The organism is Bradyrhizobium sp. URHC0002 (genome assembly GCF_054059515.1).
On the sequence record NZ_JBSSCF010000001.1, the window covers coordinates 7,850,252 to 7,865,918 of the forward strand.

12 protein-coding genes are annotated in these 15,667 nt (G+C 60.2%); 10 read left to right on the plus strand and 2 right to left on the minus strand.

All coding sequences use genetic code 11. The features are described from left to right. The first annotated feature begins 20 nt into the window (after window positions 1–20). The 5 genes from ACVWVY_RS37765 to ACVWVY_RS37785 all read left to right on the plus strand — a co-directional run bounded on the left by ACVWVY_RS37765 (window position 21) and on the right by ACVWVY_RS37785 (window position 5,373). Complete coding sequence (locus ACVWVY_RS37765) at window positions 21–1,202, plus strand: DegT/DnrJ/EryC1/StrS family aminotransferase (RefSeq protein WP_456631168.1); 1,182 nt, start codon at window positions 21–23, stop codon at window positions 1,200–1,202. Next, window positions 1,199–1,948, plus strand: coding sequence for a hypothetical protein (locus ACVWVY_RS37770; protein ID WP_456631169.1), 750 nt, complete (start codon window positions 1,199–1,201; stop codon window positions 1,946–1,948). Before ACVWVY_RS37765 ends, ACVWVY_RS37770 begins: the two co-directional genes overlap by 4 nt. Window positions 1,949–2,052: 104 nt before the next feature. After that, complete coding sequence (locus ACVWVY_RS37775; RefSeq protein WP_456631170.1) at window positions 2,053–2,970, plus strand: glycosyltransferase; 918 nt, start codon at window positions 2,053–2,055, stop codon at window positions 2,968–2,970. Window positions 2,971–3,144: 174 nt separating this feature from the next. Further along, window positions 3,145–4,158 (plus strand): polysaccharide deacetylase family protein, encoded by a 1,014-nt coding sequence (locus ACVWVY_RS37780; protein ID WP_456631171.1) that lies wholly within the window; start codon window positions 3,145–3,147, stop codon window positions 4,156–4,158. A gap of 63 nt (window positions 4,159–4,221) precedes the next feature. Beyond that, the gene (locus ACVWVY_RS37785; RefSeq protein ID WP_456631172.1) at window positions 4,222–5,373 is read left to right on the plus strand and encodes a glycosyltransferase; all 1,152 of its coding nucleotides are present in this window, start codon (window positions 4,222–4,224) and stop codon (window positions 5,371–5,373) included. Here the strand turns inward: ACVWVY_RS37785 and ACVWVY_RS37790 are convergent, their stop codons facing one another. Beyond that, window positions 5,374–5,640: a hypothetical protein gene (locus ACVWVY_RS37790; protein WP_456631173.1), complete on the minus strand. Its 267-nt coding sequence runs from the start codon at window positions 5,638–5,640 to the stop codon at window positions 5,374–5,376. It lies immediately after the preceding gene. Between the two features lie 510 nt (window positions 5,641–6,150). Between ACVWVY_RS37790 and ACVWVY_RS37795 the strand changes: the two genes are divergently transcribed. The 3 genes from ACVWVY_RS37795 to ACVWVY_RS37805 all read left to right on the plus strand — a co-directional run bounded on the left by ACVWVY_RS37795 (window position 6,151) and on the right by ACVWVY_RS37805 (window position 12,512). After that, a complete protein-coding gene (locus ACVWVY_RS37795) occupies window positions 6,151–8,265 on the plus strand; it encodes a heparin lyase I family protein (RefSeq protein WP_456631174.1) in 2,115 nt (704 codons plus the stop codon). Window positions 8,266–8,431: 166 nt separating this feature from the next. Further along, complete coding sequence (locus ACVWVY_RS37800; RefSeq protein ID WP_456631175.1) at window positions 8,432–11,092, plus strand: type I secretion system permease/ATPase; 2,661 nt, start codon at window positions 8,432–8,434, stop codon at window positions 11,090–11,092. Next, a complete protein-coding gene (locus ACVWVY_RS37805; RefSeq protein ID WP_456631176.1) occupies window positions 11,079–12,512 on the plus strand; it encodes an HlyD family type I secretion periplasmic adaptor subunit in 1,434 nt (477 codons plus the stop codon). The genes ACVWVY_RS37800 and ACVWVY_RS37805 overlap by 14 nt, the downstream gene beginning before the upstream one ends. Before the next feature lie 119 nt (window positions 12,513–12,631). Here the strand turns inward: ACVWVY_RS37805 and ACVWVY_RS37810 are convergent, their stop codons facing one another. Next, window positions 12,632–12,781 (minus strand): hypothetical protein, encoded by a 150-nt coding sequence (locus ACVWVY_RS37810; protein WP_456631177.1) that lies wholly within the window; start codon window positions 12,779–12,781, stop codon window positions 12,632–12,634. A gap of 446 nt (window positions 12,782–13,227) precedes the next feature. Here ACVWVY_RS37810 and ACVWVY_RS37815 point away from each other — a divergent pair, with 446 nt between their 5' ends. Together ACVWVY_RS37815 and ACVWVY_RS37820 are read left to right on the plus strand one after the other, a co-directional pair. After that, window positions 13,228–14,634 (plus strand): polysaccharide biosynthesis/export family protein, encoded by a 1,407-nt coding sequence (locus ACVWVY_RS37815; protein WP_456631178.1) that lies wholly within the window; start codon window positions 13,228–13,230, stop codon window positions 14,632–14,634. A gap of 193 nt (window positions 14,635–14,827) precedes the next feature. Beyond that, on the plus strand, window positions 14,828–15,493 hold the full coding sequence (locus ACVWVY_RS37820; protein WP_456631179.1) for a methyltransferase domain-containing protein: 666 nt from the start codon (window positions 14,828–14,830) through the stop codon (window positions 15,491–15,493). Window positions 15,494–15,667: the final 174 nt, after the last annotated feature.

The following is a 15,667-nucleotide window of genomic DNA, read 5'->3' on the forward strand; positions in this document are numbered from 1 at the left end:
ATTCTCGTGAGGTTCGAAAAATGCATATTCCGTTCGTCGATCTCAAAGCGCAGTATGAGACGCTAAAGGACGAGGTGGCCGAAGCAATTCGGGGCGTTCTCGACTCCGCGCAGTTCATCGGCGGCGAGACGGTTGCCTCGTTTGAACGAGATTTCGCCGCGTATTGCCAGGTGCGCCATGCGCGCGGTGTGGCGAACGGCACGGACGCGCTTCATCTGGCGCTGCGGGCCTTGGGTATCGGTCATGGCGACGAGGTGATCACAACCGCCCATACCTTCATCGCCACTGCGGCCGCCATCGTGGCGACGGGAGCGCGGCCCGTGTTCGTCGATATCGATCCGGACACCCACACGATCGATCCCAAGATGATCGAACGCGCCCTGACGGATCGTACAAGAGCGATCATCGCGGTCCACCTCTTTGGCCAGCCGGCTGATATGGGTCCAATCATGGACATCGCACGGCGGCGCGGCCTCTATGTACTGGAAGATGCGGCCCAGGCGCACGGGGCGGAATATCAGGGGGTCCGAACCGGGGCGCTCGGCGATGTCGCGTGTTTCTCCTTTTATCCGGCGAAGAACCTCGGGGCCTATGGCGACGGCGGAGCGATAACCACCAACAGTGCCGAGATTGCGGAGCGGATCGAACGACTGCGTGACCACGGTCGAACCACCCACTACAGCCACGCCGAGATCGGGTTCAACAGCCGGCTCGACGCTCTCCAGGCGGCAGTCCTGCAGATCAAGCTCCGGCGCCTGGATGAATGGAACACCAATCGGCGGCGCGCTGCGGAGTGGTACGCGGCTGAGTTGGCGCAGTCGGGGATCAAGACGCCGTTCGTTCGAAAGGGGTCGACGCACGTCTACCATTTGTATGTGATCACCACGAACGAGCGGGATGCACTGCGGAATAAGCTCGGCGAGGCCGGCGTGGCGACCGGGATCCACTATCCGTTGCCGCTCCACCTCCAGCCCGCTCTGGTCCATCTCGGCTACAGGCAGGGCGACCTGCCGTGCTGCGAAGCAATGGCCGCTCGATCATTGTCTCTGCCCATGTTCCCCGAACTCGCGCGCGACCAGGTGCGCCGTGTCGCTGCGATTGTGCGCGCTGCGGGCGAGCGGGACGATCACGAGAAATTGCCGCAGAAGTTGACGTATGCGCCCGCCGCGCTGCACGCCGATGGCGGGAAGGCATTGCAATGAATCGAATCAGTGCATTGGCGGTTGTCGAGACCGAGGCGATCGGTACGGACGTGACGATCGCCGAGTTCGCCGTGGTGCGGCCTGGTGTTACGATCGGCAACGGGGTGGTCATTCACCCGCATGTCGTGATTGAGAGCGGCGCAAGAATCGGGGACAACGTCGAAATCTTCCCGGGAGCCTATATCGGCAAGGCGCCCAAGGGGGCCGGCGCGTTGTCGCGCCCGCCGCGTTTCGAGGCATGGGTCGACATCGGCGCCGATTGTTCCATCGGACCGCACGCGGTAATCTTCTACGACGTCTCGGTCGCCGCGGGGACCCTGATTGGTGACGGCGCCTCGATCCGTGAACAATCGCGGATCGGCTCGAAGAGCGTCATCGGACGTTACGTCACGGTCAATTACAACACGCGAATTGGCGATCGCGTCCGGGTGCAGGATCACAGCTGGCTGGCTGGCAACATGACGATCGAAGACGACGTGTTCATTTCGGGCTGCGTCGGCACTTCGAACGACAATGCGATCGGCCGCAACGGCTACGACGGTTCGCCCATGCTCGGGCCCCATATCGCGCGCGGCGCGGCGATCGGCCTGGGAGCCAACCTACTGCCAGGCGTCAGAATCGGCGTTGGCGCCGTCGTCGGCGCCGGTGCGGTGGTGACGAAGGACGTGCCCGACGGTTCGCTCGTGATGGGTGTCCCGGCGGAGATCCGACGACGGCTCAAAGAGGTTAGCGGCGCAGACCAGTGACTCGCTGGCAGTTCGTGCCAAGCGTCGAGGGAATACCAATCGTGAGGATCCTCTGTGTCACCAACATGTATCCGAGTCCGCTGAGACCGGGCTCCGGAGCCTTCGTGTGCCAGCAGGTTGAGCAGTTGCGCCGGTTCGGCCACACGGTCGACGTCATCGATATTCTCGGATCCCAGTCCAAGATGAATTATCTGAGGGGCACTCTTGACGTCATGCGAATGACGAGCGCGGTGGCATACGACATCGTCCATGCGCATTACGGTTATTCGGCATATCCTGCAATGTTTCGGTTGCAGGCGCCGCTCGTCATCACGCTGCACGGGACCGATGTCATTGGAACGAGTACCTTTGAAAGGCTGAGCACGCGGGCTGTGTCGTATTTCGCCGATGCCGTCATAGTCGTTTCGGAGGGGCTGCGGAGACGGATTCCGGGAATCGTGATTCCCTGCGGGGTCGACCTCGGCGTATTCAAGCCGTACGATCGCGACAAAGCACGAGCGCGGCTGGGGTGGCCGAAAGACAAGCGTATCGTTCTGTTTCCATTTGATCCGGCGCGCCCTGAAAAGAGATACGATCTGGCAAGAGCGTCAGTCGAGCGGCTCGTGCAGGAGGGCGTCGACGCGGAGTTGATGGCGGTTGTCAACGTGCCGAACGGCGAAATGCCGTGGTACTACAGCGCGGCCGACGCCCTGCTTCTCTGCTCGGATTATGAGGGGTCGCCGACCTCCATCAAGGAAGCTCTCGCGTGCAATCGTCCGGTGGTGGCGACGGAGGTTGGCGACGTTGGCGAGCTGTTAAACGGCATCGCGGGAACGCGGATCTGTCCGCAGGACGCCGGAACGATTGCCCGCAACCTTCGAGAGGTTTTTGACTGGTCGCGGAGCAGCGAGTTCCGCGGGCGGGCCGCAATGGCGAGGTACGACCAGGCGCTCACCGTGGAAAAGATCGTCGGGGTATATGCCGACGTTCTCTCCAACTTCAGGGCAAGGACGGTGGGCAGGCGTTTGCTGCGGAGCGGATGACGACAATGCGACGGCATGGACCTGCATCGGCCGGCGGAGCCTCGAAGCGCAGTGCCGCGCACACTAACGCCGTGGTCGTGGGAGACACCCTCGGCGGACTTGGTACCGAAAAAGCAATCGGAGACGTGAGGTCAATTCTCCAGGGCGAACAATGTCTTTCTGATGGGGGTTAAAGTGAAGGAGGCTCTCAAGGACGGCGTGATCCAATTGGCTCATTGGTCTGGGCTAATGCCGACCTTCCGCAGGATTTTTGCTGGTAGGGCAGCCATCCTGATGTTCCATGAGATTCAACAAGATTCTCGCTCGGAATTGATGACCGGGGCTTCAGTCGCCCTTTTCGAGCATGCACTCAATTGGCTGCGGCAGGAAGGGTGGGAGATTGTCAGCTTCGAAACATGTCTCGAGCGACTGGCCACTGATTCCGGACGGGGCCGCTATGCGGTGCTTACCTTTGATGACGGCTACCGAGACAATGTCGCGACCGCGCTTCCAATCCTCGAGCGACACAACGCCCCGTTCATGGTGTACGTCCCCACCGGCGCCCCAACACGAACGTTGCCATCGTGGTGGCTGGGTTTGCGTGAATTATTTCGCTCTGCAGACACGGTTACGATCGATGCGATGGACATGCGGTTCCACTGCCCCCGGTTGCGCGAAAAGCTGTCGGGCTTATGCAAGGTAATTGACTGGATTCACCAAGATTATCACCGGACTGCAAAGCTCGCCTCAACGTTCAACAGGGCGGGAATATCGCTGCCGGCTTTGAATGAGGCATACTTCCTGAATGAACGCGAGCTTCAAAATCTGGCGCGGCACCCTCTCGCGTCAATTGGCGGGCACACCGCTTCGCATGCAGCACTGTCGACACTGGAGGTTCTTTCAGCGCGAGACGAAATGGCGGATAACCGCCGCTATCTGGAGCAATTACTGCAGCTTCCGGTTCGGCACTTCGCTTATCCTTACGGCGACTCCAGAGCATGTGGTCCTCGGGAAGCACATCTCGCGAAGGAAGTAGGCTTTTCGACCGCAGTAACAACGCGGCACGGGCAAGTATCCGATCTCAAATCAGATCATTTTGCGTTTCCTCGCATCGGCGTTGGGGGGCAATTCGAAACGAGGGCCAGGTTCGAGGCGCGTATGAGCGGCATTCAATCGGCGGCTCACATGCTGCTGGGTTCCCAACGGTGAATTTTGCGTTGAACCGCCTCATTGCGACGTGGACTGAATCAATCCGCTCGGGAGAGCGCTGAGATGCGTGTACTGCACCTTATTGAACGTCTCGGCCCGGGAGGGAAAGAACGACAGATCGTCGAACTGTTGCGGGGACTTTTCGCTCACCGTGACATCAAATCATTCGTCGCGGTTACGGACCAAGAGGATGATCGTTTCGAAATCGACCGTGAACACGCGCAAGTTATTCAGCTCGATCGGAGAGGCAAGAGAGATTTACGCCTTTTCAAAAGTTTGTACGAGTTGGTCTCTGATTTGAAAATAGATATCATTCACTCCTGGGGCTCGATGTGTTCCATTTATGCAGCGCCGGTTGCGAAACTGTGCGGTACAGCCTTGATCAATGGCTTCGTGCGAGACGCGCCGTCGCATGGGACGCTGTGGAATAAAAACTATGTATGGGGCAAGCTGACGGTCCCATTTTCAGACGTCGTTGTCGCCAATTCGCATGCGGGCCTGGCTGCCTACGGTATTCCCGAGCGCAAAGGTCTATGCATCCACAATGGGTTCAATCCTGCAAGAATCTCCAACCTGACGGACGCGGCAGAACTTCGCAGCAACCTGGGAATCGCGACACCCCACATTGTCGGGATGGTTGCTAACTTCGCGCCCAGAAAGGATTACGCAACCTTTGTCGAGATGGCATGCCGCATTTGCCGTCTTAGGGACGATGTTACTTTTCTGGCTGTCGGCACCGGTGAAACGTTGCAGCAAGTGCGCGATAGCGTCCCACCAGAACATTCGTTGCGCATAAAGTTTCCGGGGCAGCGGAAAGATATAGAAAGCATCGCTAATCTCTTCACTGTCGGAGTTCTCGTTACCGACGCCCGTCTACACGGCGAGGGCATTTCCAACGCAATTACCGAATGCATGGCATTGGGTAAGCCAATCGTAGCGACAAACGATGGGGGCACTCCCGAATTGGTCCTGGAGGGCCAGACGGGATTTCTTGTGCCGAGCCACGACGCTGGGGTGCTGACCGATCGTGTGCTCAGACTCCTCGATGACCGTGCGCTAGCTGATCAATTCGGTATCGAAGGGCGTCGGCGTGTTGAAACAGCATTCTCGCTCGATGCGATGTGTAACGCATATCACTGCCTTTATCGGAGGATGGCGCATAGGAAGGCGCGCACGATCTGGGACGGAGCAGTTACCAGAGATATGGTCGATTAATCATTCGATCCGCCGATCGTATTCCCAACAACCAGATCCCCTCGATATGGACGAGAAGGAGATGACGGGCAGCGGCGCCGCTTCTGAGGAGATTCCGCGCGCAGTTGACCATCGGTAAAGCGCGTGGGCGAAGTCGATCAGCGCTCGGTTGTAGGCGATGCCACCGCCGGCTTCGCCGATGACGTCCGTCTTCATGCGGTCGCAAAGGATCTCATGAGGGATGCCGCCGATCGAATGCCGCGATATGGCGCGCAGAACCGTCCGCATGTCCTGGTGCAGGCCAAACCGCGCTCAGATCAGCCGGCTGAAGCTGGCGCCCGACAGATGCCGTCTTGAAGACAGGAACTCGATCTCGCACTCCACCGCGCTCGCGACTTCTCCACAACACCGCCCCCTTCACTTTTGTTCGATTGGCAGCCGAAATAGTGCATGTTTTCAGCGCCATACATGACGCACGTGTAGTCGCCCCATACGTGGGCATTACGTGTGCATAAAATCACATTTTGAAATTTTTTTCGCCACACTTCCTAACTAACCAATCGGCTGTGCAGTTGGGGGGGCAATCCCACTCTGCCATTGAAATCTGTTCGCGGCGCCAGGTGCGTTGCGGCCATGCGCTGCGTCACTCGCCATTTGCGATGCGCGGCACATGAACTCTGTTCGCGGTGCTACGCGCTGCGAGCATGCAGTATGTCGCGCGTCACCGTGTGCGCGGCAGTGGAATTCCCTCGTTAACATCACCGATACGAGAAGCAACTTCTCGATGGAGGCCTGAAATTGAGTACGACCGGCACAATCACGAATTTCCAGACCAAGCCCGGAACCCCGCTAACCGTCGGTGGCGACAGGTACAACATTGAGTCGGAGGGTTATAGCTATAGTATAACCAACCCCGACGCGCAGACCCTGCGGTTCGAGGTCCGCCAGGGCGACAATTGGGCACCGGGTGATGGCTCATACTGTGATCGCTCTGAAATTCAAGATAGCTCGTCGGGCGTCGCGACCAACTGGGGGGGTGCAGTGATCCTGCCCGGTACTCCGATTGCCATGGACTATCAGTTCATGGTGGAGGCCAATGGGCCCAATGGGTCATTTGTAAACAGTCAAAACAGCTCGAACGGCTGGTTTGTTGTCGGTCAAATGCACAATGACGACGATGCGAGCGGCGTAGGGACCTCACCGCCGTTCGCGATCCAGATGAACGGCGACCATCTGCAAATTGTCGCCCGCTATACCCAGCCCGGCGGGAACCCCAGCAATTCCTCATCCGATCTCCATATGCTCACGCTCTGGACCGACCCGAATCCGATCCAGACCGGTGTCTACAACGACATCAAGGTCCAAGCCAATTTTTCCAACACCGGCGGCGGGTACCTGCAGGTCTCGATCAACGGCAAGCAGGTTGTGAACTACCAGGGTCCGTTGGGTTATGGGGAAGGCACCTATTGGGTATACGGCATCTATCGCTCGACGGCGCCCGAGACAGCCGCCGTCGATTATCGCGACTTCACGATGGTCACCGGATCGCAGGCGATCGGCTGGCAGGGTGTGGGCGGCACGACACCGACGACACCCACGTCGCCAACCATCCCGGTAAACCTCGCGCCGACGGTGACGCAAGCGTCCGCTTCACCGGGGACGGGAGTCGGGCATAACGGCGATACCATCACAATGACGCTCGGCTTCAGCGAGGCCGTGATCGTCAGCGGCACGCCTACGCTGTCGCTCAACGATGGCGGAACGGCCATCTATGTCGGTGGCTCGGGCACGAGTTCGCTCACCTTCAAAACGACCGTCGCACCGACCGACAAGGACACCTCGGCGCTGGCGATCACCGGCGTCAATCTTGGCGGAGCCAGCATCAAGGATACTTCCGGTCTTGCGGCGAACCTCTCAGGTGCGGTGAAGACGTTCACCGGTCTGCAGATCGATGCGACGCCGACGGCGCCAACCACGCCAACCACGCCAACTACGCCAACTACGCCAACTACGCCAACCAACCCAACGACCCCGACGACCCCCATATCATCCGTCACCAAGCCGGTCCTCACCGTCGCGGACAACACGCTCTCGGTGCGCGGCAGAGGCGGTACGGTCGACCTGGGAACCAAGGTGACAACGACCGATACCAACGATCGCGTGACCGTGACCATCACGGGCCTGTCGAGCTATGATACGATCACCGACAAGCTCGATGGTCAGACGTTCAGGGGAGATAGCATCACCCTGACGGCTGCGCAGGTCGCGAGCGGACTGGAGCTGCACTCCAACTACGGTCGCGGGGTTCATCCCGCAACTACGCTCACACTGACCGCAAATGCGACGGACCCGGTCACCGGCGCTGTGACGTCAGCCGCGCCGCAGACCATCACCGTGACGGATACGCGATCTGCGACTACGACGCCCACGACGCCCACGACGCCGCCGCAGACCCCCACCGTGCCGCAGACGCCCACGGTGCCGCAGACCCCCACCGTGACGAATCCTCCCGCTTCGGGCTCGGGAGGTTTCGGGGGCGTTGCGGTGCAGCCGCGCCTGGACCCGGTCACCAGCACTGCGGCGCCGACCACGTCGCAGCCGGTAGCCGCGACGGAGCATCCGCGTGGGACTGCCGGAGGCGCAGGGTTCCTGGCGAACCAGGGCTTTACGCTGCTGCAGCAGCAGATGGAGCCGGCCACCAGCACGCTGGCGACCACCAGTCCGCAGGCGATCGTCACCAGTTCTCAGCTTGCGACAGGTACGACCACGGCATCCCTGGCAAGCCAGAGCTTCGCGCTGCTGAACCAGTATCTGGCCGGTGGCTCTGGCCGGACGGATTCCGGGCAGATCGTGGCGGCCGTGTCGCAAGCGGCCGGTTTTGGTCAGGAAGGGCTCCTGGCCAGACCGCATTGACCCGCGTCCCCACCCAGGCGCATCCGCGCCTGGGTGGGGCACCACCAAGAGTTGGGAATGCAGAGAAGGAACAACAAACGCGGCCGGTAGCCGCGAAGGGTTGAGTTAAAACATTATGGCGATGCAGAATGGGAATGCCCACGCCGCAGACCATGGGCTTCGAGCCTTGGCTCTGTTCCTGCGCCTTCATGGCGTCCACACCGAGCCCGATCAGCTCCGCGATCGCTGCGGAAGCAGCACGATAGGTATCCGCGCACTGCTTCGTTGCGCGCGCCAGTTTGGAGTCGAGGTCCGTTCGCGAAAAGCGCAATGGACCCGACTTGCCAGCCTCAAGCTGCCGGGAATCGCAGCGCTGCGTGACGGCGGGTTTTTGCTTCTCGGCAAGGTTGACGACAACGGAGCGCTTGTGCTGCGTCCGACCGCGTCGCGTCCGGAGTTGTTGACGCGCACCGAATTCGAGGAAATCTGGGACGGTCGTTTGATCCTCACTGGATCGCAAAACGTCGCCAATCGGATACTCCACGCCCTCGATGACATGAGCGTCTTCGTGCGTGGTCTGGCGCGACCCGCCGTCGACGTCGCGATGCGTGCTCGCGACACCGTGATGCATGCCCGCGATACATTGATGGGTATGTGCTTCAGCGAACGAAGCGATATGTCTGTCCAGCCGGCCATATCCGAATCCGAGGTTGCGAGCACCGAACTGGAGAGCGGCGACGAATCCGGGCTCGTGGCCGTAACGATCCTGTTGCGTTGCCATGGCGTTGCCGCCGATCCGGAACAGATCCGGCATCGCATGGGCGCGGCGCGACTCGGTGTTACCGAAATCCTACGCTGCGCCAAGGAGTTCGGACTCAAGGCGCGGGCACAGAAGACGAGCTGGAGCAGGCTTGCGGTCACGCCGCTGCCGGGCATCGCGCTGCTGCGCGACGGCGGCTTCCTGATCCTCGGCCAGATCGTCGACGACAAGCTGATGGTTCAGCGCCCAGTGTCTCCCCGCCCCGAAACAATGACGCAGGCCGAGCTCGAGGCGATCTGGGACGGCGACATTATCCTGATGACGCGGCGCGCGTCCCTGAGCGATCTCTCCCGCCGCTTCGATATCGGCTGGTTTGTCGGCGCGGTCCACAAGTATCGCCGTCTTCTCGGCGAAGTGCTGGTCGCGTCGTTCTTCCTTCAGTTCTTCGCCCTCATCTCACCGCTATTCTTCCAGGTGGTCATCGACAAGGTGCTCGTGCATCGAAGCATGAGTACGCTCGACGTTCTGGTCATAGGCCTTGTCGCGCTGACCGTGTTCGAGGCCGTTCTCGAGACGCTGCGCGTCTATCTGTTCGCGCACACCACGAACCGCATCGATGTCGAGCTCGGCGCCCGGCTGTTTCGTCACCTGATGGCGTTACCGATCGCGTATTTCCAGGCCCGCCGGGTCGGCGATTCGGTCGCGCGCGTCCGCGAACTGGAGAATATCCGCCAGTTCCTGACGAGTTCGGCGCTTACGCTCGTCATCGATCTGCTATTCACGATCGTCTTCCTTGTAGTGATGTTCTACTACTCGACGACGTTGACGCTGATCGTTCTGGCGTCATTCCCGTTCTACATCGGCATTTCCGTGTTGGCTGCGCCGCTGTTTCGCCGTCGCCTCGATGAGAAGTTCAATCGGGGCTCCGAGAACCAGGCCTTCCTGGTCGAGAGCGTCACGGGCGTCGAGACGCTGAAGGCCATGGCGGTCGAGCCGCAGATGCAGCGCCGGTGGGAGGAGCAGCTCGCCGGCTATGTAAGCGCGAGCTTCCGCGTGCTTAGCCTGAACAATACGGCGAGCCAGGCGGTCCAGATGATCAACAAGCTGGTCATCGCGGCAACGCTTTACTTCGGCGCCAGGCTTGTGATCGGTGGCGATCTCACCGTCGGCGAGCTCGTCGCGTTCAACATGCTGGCCGCACGTGTGAGCACGCCGGTGCTGCGTCTCGCCCAGATGTGGCAGGATTTCCATCAGGCCCGCCTGTCGGTCGATCGCCTCGGTGACATCCTCAACACCATCCCGGAGCCGAGCTTCAGTCCCGGCCGCGCCGCACTACCGCCGATCCGCGGCCAGGTCACGTTCGATCACGCGACGTTCCGCTACCGCATCGACGGCCCTGAGGTGCTGCACAATGTGTCATTCAGTGTCCAACCCGGCCAGGTCGTCGGCATCGTCGGCTCGTCCGGCTCGGGCAAGAGCACCATCACCAAGCTGATCCAGCGTCTCTATGTGCCGGAGAGCGGACGCGTGCTGGTCGACGGCGTCGATCTCGCGATGGTCGATCTGACCTGGCTGCGGCGCCAGATTGGTGTCGTCCTTCAGGAGAACGTGCTGTTCAACCGCTCGATTCGCGAGAACATCGCCCTGGCCGATCCGACGATGTCGATGGAACGCGTCATCGAGGCGGCGTCGCTCGCCGGCGCTCACGACTTCATTTTGGAACTGCCCGAGGGTTACGACACCGTCGTCGGCGAACGCGGCAGCACCCTGTCGGGCGGGCAGCGGCAACGTGTCGCGATCGCACGTGCGCTCATTACCGACCCGCGCATCCTCATCCTCGACGAGGCGACGAGCGCGCTCGACTACGAAAGCGAGCGTGCCATCCAGCAGAACATGAAGCGAATTGCCGCCGGCCGGACCGTGTTCGTCATCGCCCATCGGCTCTCGACCGTGCGCAATGCGAACCGGATCATCACGCTCGAGCATGGCCGCATCGTCGAGGACGGCAACCATGATGAGCTGATCCGTTCGAACGGACGTTACGCAAACCTCCATTATCTGCAGGCCGGTATCCATGACGTCCGCTAGCCGAAATATCGTCCCGTTTCCGAAACCCCCGGTTCCGGCTCGCCGCCGCGAGCAGGAAATCGCGTTCCTGCCAGCAGCGCTGGAGATTACTGAAACGCCGCCGTCGCCGATCGGGCGCGCGATCGGCGCCAGCATCATCGCGGTCTTCTGCTTCGCGCTGGCCTGGGCGTCGTTCGGCAGCGTCGATATCGTCGCCACCGCGACCGGCAAGATCGTGCCGGGCGGTCGCACCAAGCTGATCCAGCCGTTCGAGACGGGGGTCGTTCGCGCCATCCACGTCCGCGACGGGCAGACCGTAAAGGCCGGCGACGTTCTCATCGAACTCGATCCGACGATGACGGAAGCCGACAACGAACGCCAGAAGAGCGATCTCCTCGCGGCCGAACTCGAAGTCGCCCGGCTCCGTGCCGCGCTCGCAGATGATCCGCTTGCCGCCTTCCGGCCGCCGCAGAGCGCAAGCGAGGCGGAGATCGAGATGCATCGTCAGTTCCTGATCAGCCAGCGCGCCGAACAGAATGCCAAGCTCGCCGAGATCGAACGCCAGCAGAGCCAGAAGGAAGCAGAACGCGGAACCACTTCGGCGAGCGTCGCGAAGCTGCAGGCGACGATACCCGTGCTGCAGGAGCGCGTGGACATCCGCAAGACCCTGGTCGAAAAGGCACTGGCTTCGAAGGTCGTCTATCTCTCCGAATACCAGGAACTGGTCGGTCTTCAGCAGGACCTCCTGCTGCAGCAGAGCCGGCTGCGCGAAGCCGATGCAGCCACAGCGTTGCTGAAGGAAACCAGGGAAAAGACCGCCGCGGAATATCGGCGCTCGACCTATGACGCACTTGCGAAAGCCGAGCAGAAAACCGCGAGCGCTGCGCAGGAGGCGATCAAGGCAGAACGGCGCACGAAACTCCAGCGTTTGACCGCATCCGTCGATGGCGTCGTGCAGCAGCTCGCCGTTCATACCGTGGGAGGCGTGGTGACGCCGGCCCAGGCGCTCGCCGTAGTGGTTCCGAGCGAGAGCCAGCTCGAGATCGAGGCCATGCTTTCCAACCGCGAAATCGGATTCGTGCATCCGGGACAAAAAGCGGAGATCAAGATCGATACATTTAACTTCACGCGCTATGGGCTTCTTCATGGCGAAGTGCTCAGCGTTTCGTCCGACGCCATCACCCGCGACCGGCAACAGGGCACTTCGAATGATCGGGCCATGGGCGCGGCGACGAACAGCAGCGAGCCGAAAGGTCAGGAGCTGGAATATGCCGCTCGTGTCTCGCTCGACCGCAAGGCCATGCAAGTAGACGAGAAACTCGTCAAGCTTGGGCCCGGAATGGCCGTGACGGTCGAGATCAAGACGGGCTCGCGAACCATCATCAGCTATCTTCTCTCGCCGCTGGCAAGATACAAGCAGGAGTCTTTGCGGGAGCGGTAGGATGCCGTCTTCCATCCGGCGAGTCCGCGCGCCGCCCCGGCGAGCGGCGCTCCGGGCGCCTGATCGACGCCCGTTAGCGATTTTCATCGAAGCGCCGGCGCGACGCAATAATCCCAGGCTCAGATCGGCGGGAGCACGATTTCCGAATACAGCCTGTCGAGGTCGCCAGCCGGACCGTGTTCGTCATCGCTCATCGGCTCTCGATCGTGCGCAACGCGAACCGGATCATCACGCTCGAGCATGGCCGCATCGTCGACGATGGCAGCCATGACGAGCTGATCCGGCTCGAACGGACGTTACGCAAACCTCCACTATTTGCAGCCCGGATCCATGACGTCCGCTCGCAGCAACATCGTCCCGCTTCCGCGACTCCCGGCCCGCCGCCGCGAGCGAAGTCGCGTTCCTACCGAAATCGCCAGTTCCTGATTAGCCAGTGCGCCGAGCAGAACGCCAAGCTTTCCGAGATCGAGCGCCACCAAAGCCAGAAGGAGACGGAACTGACTCTACGCCCGGCCACTCCGTGTCCCTCGCCAATTCAATTCGGTAACATGCGGGTCGCGGGGTGGAATCGACGATAAATGAGTATTGAGGAGTAACTACAATGGTCCGTTGAGCCGCGGCCATGCCGGATTAAACTGTCGGCGAGCGCCCGTCTGGACCGTTGTCCGGACGGTGCCGCCATGGACGCGTTGCTTTCGGCGGAAGGATTTGACCGATGACCACGTGGGTTCAGAAGGTTGCTGCTTGGCCGAACTACACGCTGCGCGATCGTATCAATGTGTGTGGAAGCAATCTCCGCCGTTACATCAAATGGTGCGTGGTGACCGTCGGCCTGACAATTTTCGTCACCCAGGCAAGGGCCGAATACCGGGTAAGCGTCGGAGACGTACTGGAGGTTGCGGTGGCGGGCGTGCCGGAGCTGCGGCAGCGCGCTCCCGTCCAAGTGGATGGCAACATTTCGCTGCCGCTGGTTGGAACGCTCTCGGTCGCCGGCCTGCCCTTATCGCAGATCCGAGCCCAAATCGGCGCCGCGCTGGCGCGCAAGGTGTTTCGACAGAGGACGTCGGACGGCCGCGAGGCCGTCATCGTCATTGACGCGGATGAGGTAACGGCGATCGTGTCGGAATACAGGCCCGTATACGTAAGCGGGGACGTGTCGAAGCCGGGTGAGTACGCCTACCGTCCATCCACTACCGCACGCCAGCTCATAGCTGTGGCGGGCGGCTACGACGTCATGCGCATCAGAATGAACAACCCGTATCTCGAGTCGGCGGACCTCAGAGCCGAGCATGGATCGCTTTGGACGGAGTTCGCCAAAGAGCAGGCACACTTGTGGCGTATCAAGTCGGAACTCGGAGAGGCGTCCCAGATCAGCCCAAGCGCGGGGACGGAGGTACCGATAGCTCGATCGGCGATTTCGGAAATCGTCAATGCGGAAGCGGAATATTTGAAGACGAAGCAGAATGACTATCAGCTGGAGAAGGCGTTCCTTCAGCGCGGCGTTCGACAGGGAGACGGTGAGGTCCGGGTGCTGTCAGAGCAGCAGAAGAAGGAGGAAGAAGGATTTCAAGCGGACCTCGAAGAACTGCAAAAAGCGACCGATCTGTTCGCCAAGGGGAATGTGACCAGCCCGCGCGTTACGGATGCGCGTCGGGCGGTGTTGCTGTCATCAACCCGGAAGCTGCAAGCCTCCGCGCAACTGCTGCAGGTCAAGAAGCTGCAGGAGGAGTTAGCGAGAAAGCTGACAAAGCTCGACGATCAGCGGCGACTTGACCTGCTCCGTGAGCTGCAAAGCACGAGCGTAAGGCTCAACCAAATTCGCGAAAAGCTGCAGAGCGTCGGCGAGAAGATTCAGTACACTGCGATGGTTCGATCACAGCTCGTACGAGGAACCGGCAGCAAGCCGGACATTGCCATCACTAGAAAAGGCGAGAAAGGGCCGGAACGGATTATCGCGAGCGAAGATAGCGAGTTGCAGCCCGGTGACACCGTCGAGGTCACCCTGCGATACCAGGATGTTCCTGACGTACCTTCCCGAAAGGTAAGCAGTTCGATCTCCCCATCGGCGACGGTCCGGACTGACGTGACCGCATCTGATTCGCCGCGGGTCGGCAGCAGGTGATGAGGACCGGAAGCGGCATGATCGTCGGCACCAGCAGATCGAGCGAAACGGGCAATTCGCTTTCTCTTCGACGGCATGAAACAACCGGTCAGCCTGCATCAGGAACGCACGCAGCTATCAAGTTCGCACCTTACCGTGAAACGCGGGACGATACTGGACGCGCCTGCATGACGGATGGTCAGTTGACGGTCCAATGAAAAAATTACGCAAATTGATCAGCAAGTTCACTCCCGAGCGCATCTTGCGCAAGTCGTCCCTGCTCATCATGGAAAATTTTCAGGGGGTCGATTTCTCCAGGATCGTGTGGCCGGAAGAAGTCGGGTTAGACTCCAAATATGTAGGGGAGTCTACGCCAACGTGGAACAAATATCTTGTTCGACTCCTGAAAGATCTCCACATCAACGATCAAGATACCATTCTGGATATTGGCTGCGGAAAAGGCAGCGCCATGTTGGCCATGCTCAAATTCCCTTTTGCAAGGGTGGATGGCATCGAACTTTCCCAGCCGATCAGTGAGACTGCAATTCGAAACCTTACAAAACTCAAAAAGCAACGCTGGCAGATATTCAACGGCGACGCGATCACCTGCAAGAACTATAACACTTATAGCATGCTCTATTTCTACCATCCGTTCCCGAAGGAAATCATGAGGCAGGTCGTTGCCAATATCCATTCATCCATCTCAGGCAGGCAACAAGAGATGTTGGTTATCTACAACAATCCGGTCTGTCATGAGGAGATCGTCGAAAATGGCGTGTTCTGCAAACTAAGGGAATATCCGAACGGATACGGAGACAGAATCTTCGTTTATTCGAACAAAGATCTGCAGCATTCCAGGTTGCATCGTCCCCTTTCATAGTATTTTTCACTTAGTCGCGGAAAATTAAAGCGTCGCTGATAGCGCAACTCAATGGACGGCCGAACTCGAAAAGAGCAAGCAGCAACCTGTTCGAGCGCGAGATTCACGCAGCATGGTTGTCGCCATCGTTGACCACGCGAGCTATTCCGCCGCCAGTCGGTCCCCCTCTGCGAC

Coding starts and splice junctions, on each gene's coding strand:
- ACVWVY_RS37810 (WP_456631177.1), bottom strand. CDS start 12,781: ATGGCTGCCATCGTCGACGATGCGGCCATGCTCGAGCGTGATGATCCG.
- ACVWVY_RS37815 (WP_456631178.1), top strand. CDS start 13,228: ATGACCACGTGGGTTCAGAAGGTTGCTGCTTGGCCGAACTACACGCTG.
- ACVWVY_RS37785 (WP_456631172.1), top strand. CDS start 4,222: ATGCGTGTACTGCACCTTATTGAACGTCTCGGCCCGGGAGGGAAAGAA.
- ACVWVY_RS37820 (WP_456631179.1), top strand. CDS start 14,828: ATGAAAAAATTACGCAAATTGATCAGCAAGTTCACTCCCGAGCGCATC.
- ACVWVY_RS37770 (WP_456631169.1), top strand. CDS start 1,199: ATGAATCGAATCAGTGCATTGGCGGTTGTCGAGACCGAGGCGATCGGT.
- ACVWVY_RS37805 (WP_456631176.1), top strand. CDS start 11,079: ATGACGTCCGCTAGCCGAAATATCGTCCCGTTTCCGAAACCCCCGGTT.
- ACVWVY_RS37765 (WP_456631168.1), top strand. CDS start 21: ATGCATATTCCGTTCGTCGATCTCAAAGCGCAGTATGAGACGCTAAAG.
- ACVWVY_RS37790 (WP_456631173.1), bottom strand. CDS start 5,640: ATGCGGACGGTTCTGCGCGCCATATCGCGGCATTCGATCGGCGGCATC.